Annotated in this window: 17 protein-coding genes; 9 read left to right on the top strand and 8 right to left on the bottom strand. The window is 68.5% G+C overall.

Annotated features, from left to right (window positions below; translation table 11 throughout):
* The first annotated feature begins 97 nt into the window (after nt 1-97).
* Both BM199_RS27170 and BM199_RS27165 read left to right on the top strand, forming a co-directional pair.
* Nucleotides 98-2,965, top strand: a complete 2,868-nt coding sequence (locus tag BM199_RS27170) for an aconitate hydratase (protein WP_091677274.1) — start codon at nt 98-100, stop codon at nt 2,963-2,965.
* Nucleotides 2,966-3,050: 85 nt separating this feature from the next.
* A complete protein-coding gene (locus tag BM199_RS27165) occupies nt 3,051-3,770 on the top strand; it encodes a sulfite exporter TauE/SafE family protein (protein ID WP_091677377.1) in 720 nt (239 codons plus the stop codon).
* A 140-nt stretch (nt 3,771-3,910) separates the two neighbouring features.
* Here the strand turns inward: BM199_RS27165 and BM199_RS27160 are convergent, their stop codons facing one another.
* The 8 genes from BM199_RS27160 to BM199_RS27125 all read right to left on the bottom strand — a co-directional run bounded on the left by BM199_RS27160 (nt 3,911) and on the right by BM199_RS27125 (nt 12,549).
* A complete protein-coding gene (locus BM199_RS27160; protein WP_091677271.1) occupies nt 3,911-4,813 on the bottom strand; it encodes a GNAT family N-acetyltransferase in 903 nt (300 codons plus the stop codon).
* 102 nt (nt 4,814-4,915) lie between these two features.
* On the bottom strand, nt 4,916-6,544 hold the full coding sequence (locus tag BM199_RS27155) for an alpha/beta hydrolase (protein ID WP_425425600.1): 1,629 nt from the start codon (nt 6,542-6,544) through the stop codon (nt 4,916-4,918).
* 134 nt (nt 6,545-6,678) lie between these two features.
* Complete coding sequence (locus BM199_RS27150) at nt 6,679-7,152, bottom strand: nitroreductase family deazaflavin-dependent oxidoreductase (RefSeq protein WP_245788773.1); 474 nt, start codon at nt 7,150-7,152, stop codon at nt 6,679-6,681.
* Nucleotides 7,153-7,156: 4 nt separating this feature from the next.
* Nucleotides 7,157-8,140: an L-histidine N(alpha)-methyltransferase gene (gene egtD, locus BM199_RS27145; RefSeq protein ID WP_091677268.1), complete on the bottom strand. Its 984-nt coding sequence runs from the start codon at nt 8,138-8,140 to the stop codon at nt 7,157-7,159.
* Nucleotides 8,137-8,901: an ergothioneine biosynthesis protein EgtC gene (egtC, locus tag BM199_RS27140; RefSeq protein ID WP_091677266.1), complete on the bottom strand. Its 765-nt coding sequence runs from the start codon at nt 8,899-8,901 to the stop codon at nt 8,137-8,139. The genes egtD and egtC overlap by 4 nt, the downstream gene beginning before the upstream one ends.
* 3 nt (nt 8,902-8,904) lie before the next feature.
* Complete coding sequence (gene egtB, locus BM199_RS27135; protein WP_425425602.1) at nt 8,905-10,236, bottom strand: ergothioneine biosynthesis protein EgtB; 1,332 nt, start codon at nt 10,234-10,236, stop codon at nt 8,905-8,907.
* Nucleotides 10,237-10,252: 16 nt separating this feature from the next.
* Nucleotides 10,253-11,539, bottom strand: a complete 1,287-nt coding sequence (locus BM199_RS27130; RefSeq protein WP_091677260.1) for a glutamate-cysteine ligase family protein — start codon at nt 11,537-11,539, stop codon at nt 10,253-10,255.
* 86 nt (nt 11,540-11,625) lie between these two features.
* A complete protein-coding gene (locus BM199_RS27125; RefSeq protein WP_091677258.1) occupies nt 11,626-12,549 on the bottom strand; it encodes a LysR family transcriptional regulator in 924 nt (307 codons plus the stop codon).
* A gap of 315 nt (nt 12,550-12,864) precedes the next feature.
* Here BM199_RS27125 and BM199_RS27120 point away from each other — a divergent pair, with 315 nt between their 5' ends.
* The 7 genes from BM199_RS27120 to BM199_RS27090 all read left to right on the top strand — a co-directional run bounded on the left by BM199_RS27120 (nt 12,865) and on the right by BM199_RS27090 (nt 19,749).
* Nucleotides 12,865-14,055 carry a Glu/Leu/Phe/Val dehydrogenase dimerization domain-containing protein gene (locus BM199_RS27120; RefSeq protein WP_091677255.1) on the top strand — a complete coding sequence of 397 codons (1,191 nt, stop codon included), beginning with the start codon at nt 12,865-12,867 and terminating at the stop codon, nt 14,053-14,055.
* A 140-nt stretch (nt 14,056-14,195) separates the two neighbouring features.
* A complete protein-coding gene (locus BM199_RS27115) occupies nt 14,196-14,792 on the top strand; it encodes a TetR/AcrR family transcriptional regulator (protein WP_091677252.1) in 597 nt (198 codons plus the stop codon).
* Nucleotides 14,793-14,845: 53 nt separating this feature from the next.
* A complete protein-coding gene (locus BM199_RS27110; RefSeq protein WP_091677249.1) occupies nt 14,846-15,412 on the top strand; it encodes a TIGR03086 family metal-binding protein in 567 nt (188 codons plus the stop codon).
* Between the two features lie 224 nt (nt 15,413-15,636).
* Nucleotides 15,637-17,010 (top strand): hemolysin family protein, encoded by a 1,374-nt coding sequence (locus BM199_RS27105; RefSeq protein ID WP_177242810.1) that lies wholly within the window; start codon nt 15,637-15,639, stop codon nt 17,008-17,010.
* Nucleotides 17,007-18,056, top strand: a complete 1,050-nt coding sequence (locus tag BM199_RS27100) for a hemolysin family protein (protein WP_091677243.1) — start codon at nt 17,007-17,009, stop codon at nt 18,054-18,056. Before BM199_RS27105 ends, BM199_RS27100 begins: the two co-directional genes overlap by 4 nt.
* 2 nt (nt 18,057-18,058) lie before the next feature.
* Nucleotides 18,059-18,994, top strand: a complete 936-nt coding sequence (locus tag BM199_RS27095; RefSeq protein WP_091677240.1) for a 3-methyladenine DNA glycosylase — start codon at nt 18,059-18,061, stop codon at nt 18,992-18,994.
* Between the two features lie 101 nt (nt 18,995-19,095).
* Entirely contained in the window at nt 19,096-19,749 is a 654-nt protein-coding gene (locus tag BM199_RS27090) for a hypothetical protein (protein ID WP_091677237.1), read from the top strand.
* Nucleotides 19,750-19,755: the final 6 nt, after the last annotated feature.

Below are 19,755 nucleotides of genomic sequence, written 5' to 3'. Positions count from 1 at the left end.
CACGGACGTGGTGCGCGAGACTCGCCGGGTACCCGAACAACCGACCGAACTGACCGAGACGACTTCTCACCGGGTCCGTCCATCGATGGAGTTAGACGTGACTGCACCTGCCAGCAAGGACAGCTTCGGCGCGCGCGACACGCTGAAGGTCGGCGACGCCTCCTACGAGGTGTTCCGCCTGAACAAGGTGGAGGGCTCCGAGCGCCTCCCCTACAGCCTGAAGATCCTGCTCGAAAACCTGCTCCGCACCGAGGACGGCGCCAACATCACGGCGGACCACATCCGCGCGCTCGCCGGCTGGGACCCCGCGGCGGACCCGTCAACGGAGATCCAGTTCACTCCGGCCAGGGTGATCATGCAGGACTTCACCGGCGTGCCGTGCGTGGTGGACCTAGCCACGATGCGGGAGGCCGTCACCGACCTCGGTGGCGACCCCGACAAGGTGAACCCACTCGCACCGGCCGAGATGGTGATCGACCACTCGGTGATCATCGACGTCTTCGGCCGCGCGGACGCCTTCGAGCGCAACGTCGACTTCGAGTACGAGCGCAACCGTGAGCGCTACCAGTTCCTGCGCTGGGGCCAGGGTGCCTTCGACGAGTTCAAGGTCGTACCGCCCGGCACCGGCATCGTGCACCAGGTGAACATCGAGCACCTGGCCCGCACGGTGATGGCCAGGGGCGGGCAGGCCTACCCCGACTCCTGCGTCGGCACGGACTCCCACACCACCATGGTCAACGGCCTCGGCGTCCTCGGCTGGGGTGTCGGCGGCATCGAGGCCGAGGCCGCGATGCTCGGCCAGCCGGTCTCCATGCTCATCCCGCGCGTCGTCGGCTTCAAGCTGACCGGTGAGATCCCGCCCGGCGCGACCGCCACCGACGTCGTGCTCACCATCACCGAGATGCTGCGCGAGCACGGCGTGGTCGGCAAGTTCGTCGAGTTCTACGGCGACGGCGTCGGCGCTGTCCCGCTGGCCAACCGCGCCACGATCGGCAACATGAGCCCTGAGTTCGGCTCCACCGCGGCCATCTTCCCGATCGACGACGAGACCATCCGCTACCTCAAGCTCACCGGCCGCTCGGCGGAGCAGGTCGACCTGGTCGAGACCTACGCGAAGGAACAGGGTCTCTGGCACGACGCGAGCCGTGAGCCCGAGTTCTCCGAGTACCTCGAACTCGACCTCTCCACCGTGGTCCCGTCGATCGCCGGGCCGAAGCGCCCGCAGGACCGCATCGCGCTGACCGACGCCAAGCCCTCGTTCCGCGCCGCACTGGGTGACTACGCCAAGGCCGAGGTGACCGGCGACCAGGACCGCAGGTCCGGTATTCCGCAGCAGGAACAGCCGGAGGGTGTGCAGTCCACTGTGGACGAGGCCTCCTCGGAGTCCTTCCCGGCCAGTGACTCCCCCGCCTACGCCAGCGGCGGCAACGGCACCAGCGGCGCCCCGGTGCACTACTCGGCGGTGCCCGCCGACCAGGACCGCGTCTCCAAGCCGGTCACCGTGCGGTCGGAGGATCGCGGCGAGTTCGTGCTCGACCACGGAGCCGTGGTGATCGCATCGATCACCTCCTGCACCAACACCTCCAACCCCTCGGTCATGCTCGGCGCCGCACTGCTCGCGCGCAACGCCGTCGAGAAGGGTCTTTCGGTCAAGCCGTGGGTGAAGACCTCGATGGCGCCCGGTTCGCAGGTGGTCACCGACTACTACAACAAGGCAGGCCTGTGGCCCTACCTGGAGAAGCTCGGCTACCACCTGGTCGGCTACGGCTGCACCACCTGTATCGGCAACTCGGGCCCCCTGCCCGAAGAGGTCTCGGCCGCCGTGCAGGAAAACGACCTCAGTGTGGTGTCGGTCCTGTCCGGTAACCGGAACTTCGAGGGCCGGATCAACCCGGACGTGAAGATGAACTACCTCGCGTCCCCGCCGCTGGTGATCGCCTACGCGCTGGCGGGCACGATGGACTTCGACTTCGAGGCGCAGCCGCTGGGCACCGACAGCGACGGCAACGACGTCTTCCTCGCGGACATCTGGCCGACGCCGCAGGAGATCCAGCAGACCATCGACTCCTCGATCACCCAGGAGATGTTCACCAAGGACTACGCCGACGTGTTCGACGGCGGCGAGCGCTGGAAGTCGCTGCCTACGCCGGAGGGCAAGACCTTCTCCTGGGACCCGGAGTCCACCTACGTCCGCAAGCCGCCGTACTTCGACGGGATGCAGGCCGAGCCCGCGCCGGTCACCGACATCTCCGGTGCCCGGGTGCTGGCGAAGCTGGGTGACTCGGTCACGACCGACCACATCTCTCCGGCGGGTGCGATCAAGGCCGACACCCCGGCAGGCAAGTACCTGACCGAGCACGGCATCGAACGCAAGGACTTCAACTCCTATGGTTCCCGTCGCGGGAACCACGAGGTGATGATCCGGGGCACCTTCGCGAACATCCGGCTGCGCAACCAACTGCTCGACGACGTCCAGGGTGGCTACACGCGCGACTTCACCCAGGACGACGCCCCGCAGGCCTTCATCTACGACGCGGCGCAGAACTACGCGGCGCAGGGCATCCCGCTGGTCGTCCTCGGCGGCAAGGAGTACGGCTCCGGCTCGTCGCGGGACTGGGCGGCCAAGGGAACGTCGCTGCTGGGCGTGCGCGCGGTCATCACCGAGTCGTTCGAGCGCATCCACCGCTCGAACCTCATCGGCATGGGCGTGATCCCGCTGCAGTTCCCGGAGGGCGAGACGGTCGAGTCGCTCGGCCTGGACGGCACGGAGACCTTCGACATCGCGGGCATCACCAAGCTCAACGAGGGTGAGACCCCCCGCACGGTCAAGGTCACCGCCACCAAGGAGGACGGCTCCACCGTGGAGTTCGACGCGGTCGTCCGCATCGACACTCCCGGCGAGGCCGACTACTACCGCAACGGCGGCATCCTGCAGTACGTGCTGCGCAAGATGACCAGCGCCTGACACAGGTGCCGTAGTTCCCCAATGTGGCATTCGGGACGCTGAAGTTCCCGAATGCCACATTGGGGACATCCGTGGGGTGGTGCAGATGGTGTCGGTGACGCTGGTGCTCGCCGGCATCGTCGTCCTCGTCGGCGCGCTGGTGCAGGGCGCAGCGGGGTTCGGGATGAACCTGATCGCGGCACCGTTGCTGACGCTGGCCGACCCCCAGCTCGTACCGGTGCCGCTGCTGCTGATCGCCGCCGCCCACGCCGTGCTCTCCATGGCAAGGGAGTGGCACGACATCGACTGGCGCGGGGTCGGCTGGGCGATGCTCGGCAGACTGCCGGGCACGGCCCTCGGTGTGCTCGCCGTCGCGACACTGGCGCCCCGCCCGTTCGCCGCCATCGTCGGTGCCTCGGTGCTGCTCTGCGGACTGCTGTCGGTGACCTCGTGGCGCCCCACGCCGACCCCGGGGCCGCTGCTGCTCGCCGGGGTCGCCAGCGGCACGTTCGGCACCGCCGCCTCGATCGGCGGTCCGCCACTCGCACTGCTCTATCAGCATTCATCAGGACGGCAGATCCGGGCGACGCTCGCGGCCTGCTTCGCGGTCGGCACGGTGATCTCGCTGGCCGGCCTCGGGCTCGGCGGTCAGATCGAGACCGCGCATCTGGTGTTCGGTTCGGTGTTGCTGCCCTTCCTGGTCGCCGGGTTCGCCCTGTCCGGGCCGGCCCGCCGGATACTGGACGCGGGCCGGACCCGCGCCACCGTGGTCACCATCGCCATGGCCAGCGCACTCGTGCTGCTGGTGCGCAGCCTGTTCGGTTGAGCAACTCGGTGCCGGGTGGGGGTGCCGCCGGTGCGACCGTCGACAGCCGCGAGCGGTACTCCGCGTCGATCTTCCTCGGCTACGGCCGCGGAAGATTCCGGCGAGCCGGCGCACGACGGTGGCGCCCTTCCTCCCGCGTTCTACTGGTGGTCGAGCGTCGACGAACCCGTGACCGGCGCGGCGTCCCGGTAGTGATCCCGCACCTCGGGCAGCGGCTGGAAACCGGCTGACCTGTAGGTGGCGACCGCGGCGGCATTGGAGCTGGGTGTGCAGACGATCGCGCTCGACGAGCCCAGTTCCTGGAGTGCGGCCGCCGCGGCCACGCTGATCGCTGTGCCGTGACCGTGCCCCCGATGGTCCCGGTGCACGCCCATCGGCTCGAGCAACCCGGGTTTTCCCGGACCGGTCGACCACACCGTCACCACGGCCACCGCGGTGCCCTGCTCGTCGTACGCGACCAGACACCGGGCGTCGGCATACGGCGATCCGGCCGCCATCGCGTGCCAGTGCTCCTCGGTGAAGCTCGACCTGTCGAACGACGCCCGCTGCACGACCGTCCGCACGTGCGCCTGCTCCGGACCGATCACCTCGATCCGCACGTCCGGGTCATGCACCGGCTCCGTGAGGTCGCGGCGCAGGGGCGTCCACGGCTCGTCGACGTTCCAGCCGTACTCCAGCAGCACATCCGCCACCAACGCACCCTCGGGCGTCTCGATGTTCGCCCTTCCCGCTGCCAGTACCCCGCGCTCCGGCTCGGATACGTCCGCAACCAGCTGTCGCGTCAACTCCTCGTCCCGCAGAGCCTCGGGCGCGACTGTCAACCGCAGCAACTCCGGTCCATCCAGCAGCCCGACAGCGAGGATCCGTCCGTCCCGGCGCCAGGTCCGCACCGCCGCGGCCGTCGCCTCCGCACCGAACCGCCAGAACCAGCCGACATCCCCCGGATGCAGTTGCATCGGGGCCCCGTCGTACTGCCACTCGCGCAGCACATCCACAGTCTCACTCAGTCCGCCGACTCCCGGCCTGCCCAGCACAATCGCCATACCCGCGATCACACACCCCCGAGCCGGCCGCCCGCACCCGGATTTCGGCCGGCCGCCCGCACCCGGATTTCGGCCGGCCGGCGTCATGGGGATTGGAACGATCTAGTCGAACGGTGCCTTGTCCGCCTCGTACACCTGCCCCGACGGCGGGACCGTGAGATCCACGAGATATTCCGTGGCCGCCCTGTCCACCCCGGCCGAGTCACCCAGAACGCAGTGGCCGAAGGCATCGACGGGCAGCAACCGGGCGTAGCCCAGCTGGCTCGCCATCCGCTTGGCGAACGTGTACTGGGTCGCCGGGTCGTAGTAGTTGCCGATCACCAGAACCGGATTCGCGGTCTTGGCGTTCCACGGCCCGCGGTACGCGCCGGTCTTGGCGTCACCGGGCCACACCGGGCAGCCGGCGGGGTCCGCGAAGGCCTGCGCCCTGCCGAAGACCGGGGACTCGTCCTCCCACTGACCCGCCATCGCGGGCAGGTCGGCGTGCGTGTGCCGGAACCGCTTGTCCGCGCAGTTCACGGCGAAGTAGGAGTCATCGGCCAGATACTTGCTGTCCGGCCGTACGTCGAACCGGGGATCGATGCCCTGCCGGAGCACGACCCGCAGGTCATCCTCGGTGAGCGTCTTCGGCTTCACCCCTTCCGGCGTGCTGACCACGTCGTGCAACGTCTGCAGGTCCTTCGCGAGGCTCGGCAGCGACCGTGCCGAGTACAGCGCTCCCGCCACACCGTTCGTGAAGGCCGTCAGGTCGAGGTCGGTGCCCCCCGGCAGCGGGATCGGCTGCCTGCGCAGATGCCCGCGCAGGTCGTCGAACTTCTGCCGTGGCTGGCCGGGGCTGAACGCACAGCGTTCGCGCACCCGCTCGCACTCGCGCAGGAACGCGTCCAGTGCTACCTCGAACCCGCCTGCCCGCTCGCGGTCGTACCGGCGGCCGTCGCTGGTCCGCAGCTGTGGATCCACGTTCCCGTCGAGAACGAGCGCCCTCGATCGCTGGGGGAACAAGTTCGCGTAGGTGGCGCCGAGCAGGGTGCCGTAGGAAAAGCCGACGTAGGTCAACTGCTCGTCACCCACGGCCGCTCGAAGCACATCCAGATCCCGTGCCACCGCCTTTGTGGACATATGCCGTAGCAGGGCACCGGAGTTCCGGTCGCAGAACCTGGCGTAGTCGGTGTAGCCGGCGAGCGTGCGAGACATCTCCTGTTGGGAGACCGGCACCGCGACCTGGCCGCCGAGGACCTCCTCGGCGTCCTCCGCGGTCGTGAAGCAACGCACGGGATTGCTGTCGCCGACACCGCGTGGATCGAAGCCGACGATGTCGAATCGATCGAGCACAGGCTGCTCGAAGAACTGCTCCGCTCCCATCGGCATGGTGCGCCCCGGGCCGCCTGGACCGCCGGGATTGACGAACAGGGAACCGATCCGCGCTTCGGGGTCGGCCGCAGCCCTGCGCAGCAGCGCGAGGTCGATGGTGCCGAGTGCGGCGTTGTCGTGATCGATCGGCACCCGGTAGGTCGCGCAGGAATAGAGGTCCCGCTGGTCCTCCGCCACTCCTGCGAGAATTTCCTGGTCGCACGCCCCCCAGGACACCTCGTCGACGGCACCGACTTCTGCCGCCACCGGTCCGGCGGCCTGCACGGCGCCCGCCGTCGCCGGTATTCCGGCAACCATCGTGCTCGCCGCCAGCAGCGACACCACTGCCCGCGCCCGAGTCCGACCCCACACTGCCGTCATTGCCGGTTTCCTCCCAGCTCGTCACCACACGCACCCGAACGATTACTGAGAATCGACACTGCCGTACGTCGCGGTGCGCCGCAGGAGTCCCGGCCCAAACTCCAGCCGAAAGGGTGGTTCGGTTCTGTGTCCACTCAGGGCAGCGGCGTCAGCACGAAGACGGGCAACTCGCGTCCTGCCGCGTCCCGCTCCATCCGGTACCCCGGCCAGAACTCCAGCAGTTCGGACCAGAGCCGGTCGTACTCGGCGCCGGTCACCTCGCGGGCCAGGACCCGCACCTCACCACCCCTGATCGCGACCGTGGCCCGCGGATGCGCACGCAGGTTGTAGGCCCAGGCAGGGTGGTTCGGCCTGCCCCAGTTGGAGCCGATCAGCACGAACTCGTCGCCACGCGGCAGATAGAGCAGGTTGGTCTGCCTGTCCAGTCCCGTTTTGCGGCCGGTGGTCGTCAGCCGCAGGGATGGCAGGCCCGCGATCGCCACGAGGCTCAGCCTGCCCCTGGAGAGACGATGCAGTCGCTGATCCACAGCGACCACCACGCCGGCCAGCCGCATCAGACCGGGGCGCGTCCCGACAAGGCGCGCGAGCCGCGGAAGTGGGTTCCTCACCCGCTCATTCGATCATTCGCACGGCCTGGGCGAGTGAGACCCCGAACAAACCGCGTCGATCGGTCCACCATCGCCGCAGCGCCAACCCGGCATCCGCCAGCTCTGCGGCAACGCCCTCGGGGCGGAACTTCGCCGAGATCTCTGTCCGGATGTGTTCCCCCTCGGTGAACTCGACCTCCAGGTCCGCTCCCGGCACGCGAACCCGCATCCCTTCACGGGCTCGCAGCCGCATCTCGATCCACTCGTTCTCCGCGTCCCAGTAGGAGACATGGTCGAACAGTTCGGGACGGAAGTCCGCGCCGAGGCGTTCGTTCACGACCCGCAGCACGTTGCGGTTGAACTCCGCGGTCACGCCGGCGGCGTCGTCGTAGGCGCGGACGAGCCGATCCTGGTCCTTCACCAGATCCGTACCCAGCAGCAACCACTCCCCCTCCTGCAGTACGTCGCGTACCGAACGCAGGAACTTCGCCCGCTCCGCGGGCAGGAAGTTGCCGATCGTCCCGCCGAGGAACGCGACCAGCCGGGGCGGCGAACCCGGTAGCAGGCCGAGGTGCTCGGTGAAGTCGCCGACCACGCCCCGTACTTCGAGGCGTGGATAGGCGGCGGCGATGACCCGTGTCGCGTCGGCGAGCGCGGTCTCCGAGACGTCCAGTGGGACGAAGGTGCGCAGTTCCGCCCAGTCGGTCAGCGCGTCGAGCAGCAGCCGGGTCTTCTCACTCGACCCCGATCCGAGCTCCACCAGCGTGTGCGCTCCGGTGGCCACCGCGATCGCCGCGGACTCACCCTCCAGCACCTCCCGCTCCGCCCGTGTGGGGTAGTACTCGGGCACCCTGGTGATCCGCTCGAACAGCTCGCTGCCCCTGGCGTCGTAGAACCATTTGGACGGCAACCACTTCTGTGTGGCGGTGAGGCCCTCGCGCACGTCTGCCCGCAGCGCGGTGGTCACGGCCGCCTCGCTGCGGTGAACGTCCAGATCCCGTTCGTTCATGGTGTTCGGCTACTCCGATCGGCGTTGATGGGGACGAGATCGACGGAGTCACGAGTGGCGACCACCGCGTGACGGTCTGGGACCGGAGTCCACTCCGGATCCGAGTCGCACGGCTCGGAGGCAATGACGACACCACTGCTGTCCCCGCGTACCGACAGCGCATGGGACCAGGCCGTCGCGATGATCCGCTCGCCGTCGGTGAGCAGCAGGTTCAGCCGCGAGCCCGGCGCCGCCCTCTCGACCTCGGTCACCAAGCCGGTGACGGCCGACTCGGGTGGCTGCCCACTACGCAGCCTGTCGTGCAGCATCGCCCACAGCAGCGCGGAGTCGGTGGGCGCGTCCAGCCGGAGCAGATCGGTGATCGGCAGCTTTCCGGCGAGCTCGGCCATCGAGTCGGGCCAGCCCGCGATGATCCCGTTGTGGCTGAAGAGCCAGCGACCTGCTCCGAAGGGCGCACACGCGCCTTCCGACACCGGCATTCCGGGAGTGGCCGAGCGCACCGCGGCCAGGAAGGCGCGTGTGCGCAGCGAAGCAGCCAACTCCGGCAGGCCCGCGTCCGCCCAGATGGGTCCGGATCTGCGGTAGCGGACCGGTTCGGCGTCCGCCGGATACCAGCCGAGACCGAAACCGTCCACATTGACTGTTCCACCACCGCGCATGTCCCTCGGTGCGTGGGACTGCCGGGTCAGCGAGTGCGGAGCCGCCAGCAGCAACCGCGTTGGCGAACAGGCCGCGCCGACGTAGGCCAGGTGACGGCACACGGCTCACGCGTCCCTTGCGCAACGGAACCCGGCGAAAATCTGCCGCCGGATCGGATAGTCCCAGTTGCGGAAGGTGCCGCGCACCGCCGCCGCGTCGGTGCCGAACGAGCCGCCGCGCAGCACCTTGTGCGCCGCTCCGAAGAACACCTCCGAGTACTCCCGATAGGGGAACGCCGAGAATCCGGGGTAGCCACCGAAGTCCGAACTGGTCCACTCCCAGACATCTCCGATGAGCTGGTGCACCCCGAGCGGCGAGGAACCGCGCGGGTAGGCACCGACCGGAGCGGGACGCAGGTGGCGTTGCCCGAGATTCGCGTGCTCCGGCCCCGGATCCTCGTCGCCCCAGGGAAAACGACGGGAACGGCCGGTCGCGGGATCGAACCGTGCGGCCTTCTCCCACTCCGGTTCCGTGGGCAGCCGCTTGCCTGCCCACGCGGCGTACGCCGCTGCCTCGTGGTACGACACGTGCGCCACCGGCTCGTGGGCCGGGACCGGTTCGGTGACCCCGAAACGGGTACGCCACCAGCCGGTCGCCTCCCGCCGCCAGAACCTCGGCGCGGTGATGCCGTGTTGCTGGATGTGCTCCCATCCGACGGTGCTCCACCACCTCCGCTCGGCGTAACCGCCGGACTCGACGAACTCGAGGTAGGCGGCGTTCGTGACCGGCGTGGTGTCGAGCAAGAAGGCGCCGACGTCGACCACGTGCGCGGGTCGTTCGTTGTCCAGTGCCCACGGCTCCGCGGACGTGCCCATCAGGAACTCACCGGCCGGGACGAGCACCTCCTCCGGCAGTGGCGCGCAGCGCCGTTCGGGCGGCGGTGGGGCGTGCAGCACCGGTTCACCACCGCGCAGCTGGTGGGTGGCAAGCATGGTCTCGGCATGCTGCTGCTCATGCTGGGTGATCATGCCGAAGGCGAAACCGTGGTCGGTCAGGCCCTGCCCGCGCATCGGCGCCGTGTCCAACACGTCCAAGGCCTTGCCACGGACCTCGGCGACGTACGCACGTGCCTCGGCAGGTCCGAGCAGCGGCAGCGCAGGCCGATCGGCCCTCGCGTGCTTGAACGCGTCGTACAGCTCGTCGATGTCCGGACGCAGCGGGGGCCGTCCGCCGACATCGCGGACCAGCCACAGCTCCTCCTGGCTGCCGATGTGGGCGAGGTCCCACACCAGCGGCGACATCAGCCTGGAGTGCTGACGGACGAGGTCGGAATCGTCGACGGCGTCGGTGAGCCCCCTGCTGCGCCGCCGCGCCCGGTCCATCGCCGCGGCCGCATACGCGCGAAGCTGCTCGGCCGTCAGATCCAGCAGCGGATTCGCCGATTCGAGTTCTGTCATGCTCATGTCCGCAGCCTCAGTCCTTTCTCGCACGGTGCAGTCGTCGGTACACGGCGGACTCCAGCCGCGACACGGTTTCCGGAGGAAGCCCGGTCTCGGGCAGTGCGGCGCAGCCGATGTCCGCCACTCGGCGCGCGGCGGTGGCCAACTCGGCGACCGCGAGGCCGTGGCGGGCCGCGGGTTCCCAGAGCTGCGCCACGGGCAGACATGCCTCGAGCACAGAGTCCACAACGGACTTCCGGGACAGTAGGGCCGTCAGGAGTGCCACCGGAGTCAGCCACTCCCCTGGCGGCTGGGCGTCCAGGTATCTCGCCTCCAGGTAGCCCCTCGGCCGCACCGGGGTGAACATCGTGGTGAGGTGGTAGTCCAGGTCGTCCGTCGTGGGTGGATCGAGCGCCTCGCCTGCTCCCCTGCCGTCGATCCAGTCGCCGAACGTCAGCCCGTCCGGCGCGTCCCATGGCGCTGCCGTGCGCGGTAGCACCAACAATGGCGTGTCCATGATTCGTGCGGCCCATCCCGTTGCCGGGTCCGCGAACCGTGGCCCAACCCGGGCCGCGTAGGTTCGGGCCCGCTCGGTGCCCATCACCGCGAGCCAGCGCGCCGAGACACTGCCGGTTTCCCTGCCCGCGTGCCGTGCCGAGTTCGCGAACAGGGCGAGCAGCACGGGCCCGAGCGCGTGCAGTGCCGCCCAGCGAGCGGGAAGTTCGTCCCGTTCGCCGGTGTCCAGGCACACCTGGAGCCCCGCGGTGCTGCACATCATGGTGATTCCGCCGGGACCGATCGGAGCGAACCGCCGCTCCATCGCGGCGTAGCGCTCGGTGTTCAACAGACGTTGCGGCAGGCGGTGGGCGTCGATGCCCTGGGTGCCGAGGCACAGTCCGTGCCGGGCGAGCAGTTCGGTGAGGTAGTCAAGGTCCGTCGAGATCGCGACGGACAGAGCGGCGAGCGAGGGTTGCGGGAGAGCGGAGATCTCGACCTGGCAACCGGGTTCGAGGCTGAGGGGCGATCCTGCCGGCAGCGGCTGCGCCGGACTGTCCCTGCGTAGTGTTCGCGGAGTATGTGGGCCGAGCGCGTCGGCGATGACATCGGGGTCCAGTGGGCGAGCCGGGTCCGCGATATGGTGCACCGTGTACTCCAGCTCGGCACCCAGCAGCCGCGGTGGCCCGTGTTTGAAGCACACCGAGGCCACGTAGGCCTCCCCCTCCGCACGGTCGGCGAGTACGCGCGCCGTCCGGTTGACGGCAGCGGCATCGGCCCTTCCTGTTCGTTCGGCATCCGGGAAATGAGCGTGCACCGCGGTCATGGCACCGCCTGAAGTCCGTCCGAAAAACCTTACGATCGGACGCTACACGCGGGGTCCGACAATCGCAGAGCACCAAGACACGGGACTCACGGCAGCGGGGAACGGGCTCCCAGTCCGAGTTCCGCCGCCGCTGCGCGAACGGCGTCGATGACCAGTTGCAACGACGGCCTACGGGCGGCGGTCGTGCGGTAGGCGATCGCGACAGTGCGCATGACGGGATTGTTCAGCGCCACCACATCCACCCCGGGCGGCAGCAAAGTGAGCCCGAGGTCGGACACAAGCGTGACGCCGAGCCCCGCGCCGACCATGGCCAGCGCCGTCGCCTGTTCCCCGACCTCGTGGTTGATCTTGGGATCGAATCCGCTGCGCTGGCACGCCACCCGCACGGCACGACCGAAGTGACTGCGCGGACTGGCCAGGATCCACGGGTGTTCGGCGAGTTCGAGCAGCGACATCGTGCCACTGGGCACCGCGCCGGTCGGCACCGCGGCATGCAGGCGTTCGACGGCGATGACGGCCCGCTCCAGCCCTGGATCCCAGGGCATCGGGGTGTCCGAGTAGTCGATCACGAAGGAGAAGTCCAGCGTGCCGTCCCGGACCGCGTCGGCGGTGTCCTCCGGGGCGAGTTCCCGTGTCCGCACCTGGATGCCCGGGTGCTCGGCGGCCAGCGCCGTGAGCGCGGAAGGCAGCAGGCCCGAGGCGACCGAGGCCCACACTCCGGCCGTCAGCCGGACGGTCACCGCCTCCTGCGCCTCCTCCAGCGCCATGGTGGCCCGCTCCACCGAACCCAGAATCTCCTCCGCGTGTTCGGCGAGGAGCATCCCGAGCTCGGTCAGCTGTACCCGCCTGCCCAGCCGTTCGAACAGCTTCGCCCCGACGTCTCGTTCGAGCTGCGCCAACTGTTGCGAGACCGCGGACGCCGTGTAGTGCAACGCCACCGCGGCCGCCGTGACGGTCCCCCTCCGATTCAATTCGCGAAGCATCCGCAACCGGTGCAACGACAGCTCCATGCGGTCAAGATTAAGCACGGCAGTCCAGCACCCCAACCGAGGGAGCACGGGTTGCCCCGTCCAAACGTCCCGATAGTGCAGGAAGCGTGAACGTTTACATGCATGATCCGTAACTGGACGGGCGCACCACTCTGGGAGCACTCTGGACTTACCGGCCCCACGATGCGGCCGCCCTGGAAACTCGCAGCTCAGGACCCCTGAATACGCCGATCCACAGGTTCGAACGGATCGGCTGCTGCGGTATGCCCTCGGCGGTGAAATCGGCAACGCCGGACGACTGGTTTGTCGAGAGATGAGCGCTTGGAGGTGGGTTAGATGGCTGACAGCACTGAACCTTTGGTGAGGTTGACGTGGACGGATCCGGTGACCGGTACCCGGGGTTACCTGGTGGTGCACACACTGGTTTCCGGGTTGGCCACCGGCGGCACCCGGATGCGCGCAGGGTGCACTGTGTCCGAGGTCGAGGACCTGGCCAGAGGCATGGCGGCCAAGACCGCCACCTTCAACCTGCCGGTCGGCGGAGCCAAGGGCGGCATCGACTTCGACCCCAAGAACCCGAGGGCGAAGGGCGTGCTGGAGCGCTTCTGCTCGGCGATGCGGCCCTGGCTGGACGCTCACTGGGTCACGGCTGAGGACCTCGGCGTGCCGCAGCACCTGATCGACGAGGTGTTCGAGGGACTGGGCCTGGAGCAGTCGTACCACGCGGCCATCCGCCGCTCCAGCGATCCCGAGCGGACGTTGCGCAGGGTGCAGGCCGGGCTGAACGCCCCGGTTCCCGGCGGACTGTTGCTTGGCGACGTGATCGGCGGTTACGGCGTCGCACAGGCGTGCATCGGGGTCGCGGGCACCTGGGGCTGGGACGCGGCCGAGACGACGGTCGCGATCCAGGGCATCGGCACGATGGGCGGCGGCGCGGCGTGGTACCTGCACGAGGCCGGCATGCGGGTCGTGGCCGTGGCCGACGCCGCGGGCACGCTGTACCACCCTGCGGGCCTCGACGTGCCCGCACTGCTCGAACTGCGGGACGCCTACGGCGAGGTCGACCGGTCGCAGGTGCCTGCCGACGTCCAGCGCCTTCCGCGCAACGCGGTGATCGGGATCGAGGCCGACATCCTCGTTCCGGCGGCGATCTCCTACGCCATCACCCCGGACAACTCGATCGACGTCGCGGCCAAGGTCGTTATCGAGGCGGCCAACTCGGCGACCACGCCCGAGGCCGAGGCCATGATGGCGGCAAGGGGCATCCCGGTCGTGCCGGACTTCATCGCCAACGCGGGTGCGGCGGCATGGGCGTGGTGGCTACTGCTGGGCCAGGTCGGTGCGGACCCCGCGGATTCCTTCCATCGACTCCGCACCGAGATGCAGGCGAAGGTGGCTCTGCTGCTCGGCGAGTGGATGGTCAGCGGCGTACCCCCGAGGCAGACCGGGGCCGAGCTGGCGGTCGCCAACCGCAGCGTGCTGACCGAGGTCCATTCCGCGCAGGAGCAGGCACTGACCATTCCCTGACAGGGGCGTCTGAGCCGCTGGGGGCGGGCTGATGACCGGAGGGTCATCAGCCCGCCGCGCATCGCACCATGACAGCGACACGCAATAACAGTACGTACGTACTGATTGCATGGGTCCACGCTGGGTGACAGGATCAGGTAATGCCACGCGTCAGCCAGGACCACCTCGACGCGCGCCGGCGGCAGATCCTCGACGGCGCGCGGATCTGCTTCGCGCGCCACGGCTACGAGGGTGCCACGGTTCGTCGCCTCGAGGAAGCCACACGGCTCTCCCGTGGCGCGATCTTCCACCACTTCCGGGACAAGGAGTCATTGTTCCTGGCGCTGGCCGAGGACGATGCGGCACGCATGGCGGACGTGGTCGCCGAACAGGGGCTGGTCCAGGTGATGCGGGATCTGCTGGCCAACGGCAGCGAACATCCGGCCGACTGGCTCGGCACGCGGCTGGAGGTCTCCCGCAGGCTGCGCACCGACCCGGAGTTCCGCGCCAGGTGGGCGGAACGGTCCGAACAACTCACCACCGCGACCCGGCGCCGCCTGCGGCGTCAGCGCGAAGCCGGAAACCTGCGTGACGACGTCGACGTGCATGTGCTCGCCGCGTTTCTCGAACTGGTTCTCGAGGGGTTGGTCTCCCACCTCGCGATGGGCCTTCCCGCGGACAACCTCGGCCCGGTTCTCGACCTGGTCGAAGAGACCGTGCGCAGGCACAGGGCGCGAGAGGAAATCACCCCCGCCTAGTGTCGTGCGCCGCCCGGTATGCGTCCGCCACGCGACCGTGCTGGGGTGGAGGCATGGACCTTCTCGACGCCCACGGCCGCGCACTGCGCGGTTTCGACCAGACCATCCTCCGGGTCGATCAGCGCCAGTGGCGAAACGCGACCCCCTGCACGGAATGGAACGTTCACGACCTGGTGAGCCACCTCGTCCACGAACAACTCTGGGTACCCCACCTGCTCGCGGGCAGGACGCTGGAGGAAGTGGGCGACCGGTTCGACGGCGACGTACTCGGCTCCGACCCCCTCCGGGCATGGACGGAGGCGGCCACGGCGGCCAGATCGGCCTGGACGAAGCCCGGCGCGCTGAACCGCACGGTGCATGTCAGCTCCGGCCGGATCGGCGCCGCGGACTACGGCTGGCAGATGACTCTGGATCTCGCGGTGCACGGATGGGACCTTGCCACCGCCATCGGCGCGCCGGATCCGATCGAGCCCGACGTCGCGGTGTCGCTGATCAAGGAGATCGGACCCGAGATCGAGCAGTGGCAGGATGCGGGTATTTTCGCCCCACCGGTACCGGTCGCCGAGGACGCGAACCCGGCCGCACGATTGCTCGGGCTCGTTGGCCGTGACCCCGGGTGATCAGCGCCACCACGCAATCCCCCGAGCAGCGGAGCATTCGACTCGCTAAGATGAGCACACCGCATTTCCTGCATCATCGACAAGGAGTGACTTCTCACCGTGCGCGACGCGCAGTCACCTGGTGACAGTACTGGGCCGGGTGACGAACCCGGCTTACCCGCTGACCCCGAAGATCCTGAGGATCCCGGAGTCTCAGCCCGCCGCGATCACGGCGGAGCGCGCTGATGGACGTTCTGCTCTCCATCGGCGGTGTCCTGTTCGTTCTGTTGCTCACAATCGGCACCGGGCTCGCGGTCGCCGCCGAGTTCTCGCTGACCACACTGGAGCGGAGCACGGTCGAGGCCAACGTCCGCCAGGTCGGTGACCGACGGTCGAAAGCTCTGCTCAAGGCGCATCGCACGCTGTCGTTTCAGCTCTCCGGCGCACAGGTGGCCATCACGCTGACCACTCTGGTAACCGGGTATGTGGCCGAACCGCTGATCGGTGAACTGCTCCGGCCCGCACTGTCCGCAATGGGCATACCGGACCCAGTCGCCAAGGGCAGCTCACTGGTTCTCGCCCTCGTCCTCGCCACGTCGCTGTCGATGGTGGTCGGCGAGATGATGCCGAAGAATCTCGCCATCGCCCGCCCGCTGCAGACCGCTCGCGCGGTCGCCGGTTACCACTCACGGTTCTCCGCCCTGTTCAGCTGGCTCATCACCCTGATGAACAACAGTGCGAACTGGGTGGTCCGCAAGTTCGGGATCGAGCCGCAGGAGGAACTGCGTTCGGCCCGGTCTCCTCAGGAACTCGGCTCGATCGTGCGCAGCAGCGCCGAGAGCGGAACCCTGGACACGTCCACCGCGGAACTGCTGGGCCGCTCCCTGCGCTTCGGCGACCGCAACGCGGGCGAGCTGATGACCTCGAGAGTGCAGGTGGAGTCGCTCACCGTGGACGACCCGATCCAGGCTCTGGTGGACATCTCCCGGCGCACCGGATTCTCCCGCTTCCCCGTCTACGCCGAGGATCTCGACGACGTGCAGGGTGCCGTGCATGTCAAGCAGATCTTCACAGTTCCGCCCGCCGAACGCGGGACGGTCAAGATCGGCTCGGTCATGCGTCCGGTGCCCACCGTGCCCGAGTCGCTGCCCGGCGACGCCCTCCTCGACCGGCTCAGGGCCTCGAGGTTCCAGCTCGCGATGGTGGTGGACGAGTACGGCGGGACCGCGGGGATGGTCACGCTGGAGGACGTCGTCGAGGAGATCATCGGCGACGTCCGCGACGAGCACGACGAGCGCGAGGCGCCGTCCTCCCAGCAGCTGGACGCCGACAGCTGGATGGTCTCCGGCCAGCTCCGCGACGACGAGATCCGGGAGCTGACCGGGTTTCGCATGCCCGAAGGCGACTTCGAGACCATCGCCGGCCTTGTGCTCGAACGGCTCGGCCGGATCCCCGACGAGGGTGACGAACTGGACATCGACGGGTGGCAGGTCTCCGTGACCACCATGGACCGGCTCCGCATCGCCGAACTGTGCCTGCGCAGGCTGCCCGCACAGGAGGCCGCTGACTCCTCCGAGTCCGCGCAGTCCGCGCACTCCGCGAAGGAGGAAGAACGATGAGCGACGGCGTGGCCATTGCCCTGATCGGGGTGCTGCTGCTGGCGAACGCGTTCTTCGTCGGTGCGGAGTTCTCGCTGATCTCCTCCCGGCGGGACCGCCTTGAGGCCCTTCTCGAGCAGGGCAACACCAGGGCCAGGATCGTGATCAACGCCAGTCGCAACGTCTCACGGATGCTGGCCGGTGCCCAACTCGGGATCACCATCTGCTCGCTGCTGCTCCTGCAGTTCGGCGAGCCGGCGATCGCCCACCAGCTCGAATCCGCGTTCAATGCGCTCGGCCTTCCGGTGCCCAGCTATGTCGTGCACGTCATCGCCTTCGCGGTGGCCCTGATCGCGATGACCCTCCTGCACGTGCTCATCGGCGAGATGGTGCCGAAGAACATCGCGATCGCCGAACCGGAGCGGCTCGCGCTCTGGCTCGTGCCTGCCCACGTGGTGTGGGTCAAGCTGACCAACCCGTTCATCTGGCTGCTCAACTCCGTGGCGAACGCCATACTCCGGGTGGTGAAGGTGGAACCGAAGGACGAACTGGAGACGGCGTACACCTCGGACGAGCTGGCCGACCTGCTCAGCGAGTCCCGCAGGGAGGGGCTGCTCGAGCAGTCCGAACACCGCAGGCTCAGCCAGACGTTGTCCTCGGTGCAGAAGACGGTCGCGGACGTCCTGGTCCCGATCGGCGAGCTGAAGACGCTACCCAGCACACCGTCGGTCGGCGACGTCGAAAGGGCCGTTTCCTCCACCGGCTTCTCCCGATTCCCGGTCCGGACGGCGGCCGGGGACCTCATCGGCTACATCCACGTCAAGGATGTGCTGGACCAGGCGGGTGACGAACCGGAGACGACAGTGCCCGAGAGCAAGACCCGGCACCTGACGGAACTGCCGGTCACCGCACGGCTGGACGAGGCACTGTCCGCGATGCGAGCGGACGGCAGCCACCTGGCCAGGGCGATCGACACCAACCGCGAGGTGGTTGGCGTCGTGGCGCTGGAGGACCTGGTCGAGGAGTACGTGGGCACCGTGCGCGACGGGACGCATGTGACCCTGTGAGTATGCAGCAGGTGGACGGTGAACCGGCGGGAGAGCGTTCGCAGTGCGTGCTGACCGAACCCGACTGGCTGGCACGCGAGCATGCACACGCCGAGCGCATGCGCAGATGGACGGTGCCGCACCAGCAGCGCCGGTCCCGCGGCGAGAAGCACCCGGTGCTCGACTTCCTGTTCACCTACTACTCTCACCGCCCGGCTCATCTCGAACGCTGGCACCCTGGCGCCGGAGTGATCCTGCGGGGACCGGCTGCGCGCCGGTTCCTCGACCGCCCCGGATACCGTGAGACCGGGGGCGGTGTCGTCCTGGACGACGCCGAGTTCGGCGATGCCCGTATCCGAACCGCGCGGTTCGTGCTGGCCCTACTCGAATCGACCGCGGCACGTGCGCCTCGGCTGAACTGTTTCGGACTTCACGAATGGGCGATGGTCTACCGCCAGAAGGCTGAGAAGGTTCGGCATTCACAACTGAGCCTCAGGCTCGGCGAATCAGGAACGGACGCGGTCGTCGAATCTCTTGACATCCGGTGCGGCCACTACGACGCATTCCGCTTCTTCACGCCACCCGCCCGGCCGCTCAACTCCCTTCAGCCCACGCGGGAGGAGCAGGTCGATCTGGAACAGCCCGGGTGCCTGCACGCGAACATGGATCTGTTCAAGTGGGCGTACAAGCTCTCGCCGTTCATCCCTTCCGAGCTGCTCGGCGACTGCTTCGCGCTCGCCGTGGAGATCCGGGAGCTCGACATGCGGGCGAGCCCGTACGACCTGTCCGGTTTCGGGTACACCGCGCTGCCGATCGAAACCGCACACGGACGGGCCGAGTACGCCAGGGCACAGGCCGAATTCGCCCGCCGCGCCGCTCCACTGCGCAGCCGGTTGATCGCCCACTGCCACGAAATTCTGAGCGGCGTACGTACTTTCACCGACAATTCTCACAACTGACAGTCATCACATTGCTCGGCGACTGTCCCCTGTTAGGGTGATAACGTTTTGGTAATACACGGAGAGCGTTCGGCTCTCGCTTGAGAAGTGGAAGGACTCGGATGGGGCGTCACAGCAGGGTCGAACCACCGGCTCCGCCGTCACCCGACAGTTGCACCTCCACCGGTACACATCGTGCGATCGGCCGCGGCCCACGCCGCAGGATCGCCGCGTGGCCGATCGCCTGCGCCGTACTCGTCGCACTGCTCGGCCTCGGCTGGGTCGGGTGGAACTGGGCCGACGACATGCTGAACCGGCGCGCTGAGGCACAGGCGTCCAGCTGCCCGGAAGGTGACACCGCACTCCGGGTCGTCGTCACCCCAAGCGCCGAGAAGGCGGTGACCACGGCAGCGCAAAACTGGAACCAGGCCAACACCGTCGTTCGGGCCCACTGCATCCGGGTCGACGTCGACGCTGTTCCCTCCAGGACCGTGCTCGACGCGCTGACCGGCAAGACCGGCCTCGACACCATCGGCGGACTGCCCGCTGGCTGGATCCCGGAATCCTCCTGGTGGACCAGTGAACTCGACAACATCGATCCCCGGCTCGTCGGCTCCCCGGCCGAGTCGGTGGCTTCGAGCGGCTCGGCCGACTACCCGTTCATCGGTCTGGCCGGGGACGGCATCGACGTCGTGCACAAGCACGCGGCCCAATCGTTCCGCGCCTACCTCCTCGAGCCTGCCCAACAGGAGATTCTCACCGCCAGCGGCATGTGACCGTGC

Source organism: Amycolatopsis marina, from assembly GCF_900111885.1.
GTDB classification, from domain to species: domain Bacteria; phylum Actinomycetota; class Actinomycetes; order Mycobacteriales; family Pseudonocardiaceae; genus Amycolatopsis; species Amycolatopsis marina.
Note: the sequence above shows the minus strand (reverse complement) of the source record. Positions and strands in the feature narration are given on the sequence as shown.

Coding starts and splice junctions, on each gene's coding strand:
- BM199_RS27165 (WP_091677377.1), top strand. CDS start 3,051: ATGGTGTCGGTGACGCTGGTGCTCGCCGGCATCGTCGTCCTCGTCGGC.
- BM199_RS27160 (WP_091677271.1), bottom strand. CDS start 4,813: ATGGCGATTGTGCTGGGCAGGCCGGGAGTCGGCGGACTGAGTGAGACT.
- BM199_RS27155 (WP_425425600.1), bottom strand. CDS start 6,544: ATGACGGCAGTGTGGGGTCGGACTCGGGCGCGGGCAGTGGTGTCGCTG.
- egtD (WP_091677268.1), bottom strand. CDS start 8,140: ATGAACGAACGGGATCTGGACGTTCACCGCAGCGAGGCGGCCGTGACC.
- egtB (WP_425425602.1), bottom strand. CDS start 10,236: ATGACAGAACTCGAATCGGCGAATCCGCTGCTGGATCTGACGGCCGAG.
- BM199_RS27130 (WP_091677260.1), bottom strand. CDS start 11,539: ATGACCGCGGTGCACGCTCATTTCCCGGATGCCGAACGAACAGGAAGG.
- BM199_RS27125 (WP_091677258.1), bottom strand. CDS start 12,549: ATGGAGCTGTCGTTGCACCGGTTGCGGATGCTTCGCGAATTGAATCGG.
- BM199_RS27120 (WP_091677255.1), top strand. CDS start 12,865: ATGGCTGACAGCACTGAACCTTTGGTGAGGTTGACGTGGACGGATCCG.
- BM199_RS27115 (WP_091677252.1), top strand. CDS start 14,196: ATGCCACGCGTCAGCCAGGACCACCTCGACGCGCGCCGGCGGCAGATC.
- BM199_RS27110 (WP_091677249.1), top strand. CDS start 14,846: ATGGACCTTCTCGACGCCCACGGCCGCGCACTGCGCGGTTTCGACCAG.
- BM199_RS27105 (WP_177242810.1), top strand. CDS start 15,637: ATGGACGTTCTGCTCTCCATCGGCGGTGTCCTGTTCGTTCTGTTGCTC.
- BM199_RS27100 (WP_091677243.1), top strand. CDS start 17,007: ATGAGCGACGGCGTGGCCATTGCCCTGATCGGGGTGCTGCTGCTGGCG.
- BM199_RS27095 (WP_091677240.1), top strand. CDS start 18,059: ATGCAGCAGGTGGACGGTGAACCGGCGGGAGAGCGTTCGCAGTGCGTG.
- BM199_RS27090 (WP_091677237.1), top strand. CDS start 19,096: ATGGGGCGTCACAGCAGGGTCGAACCACCGGCTCCGCCGTCACCCGAC.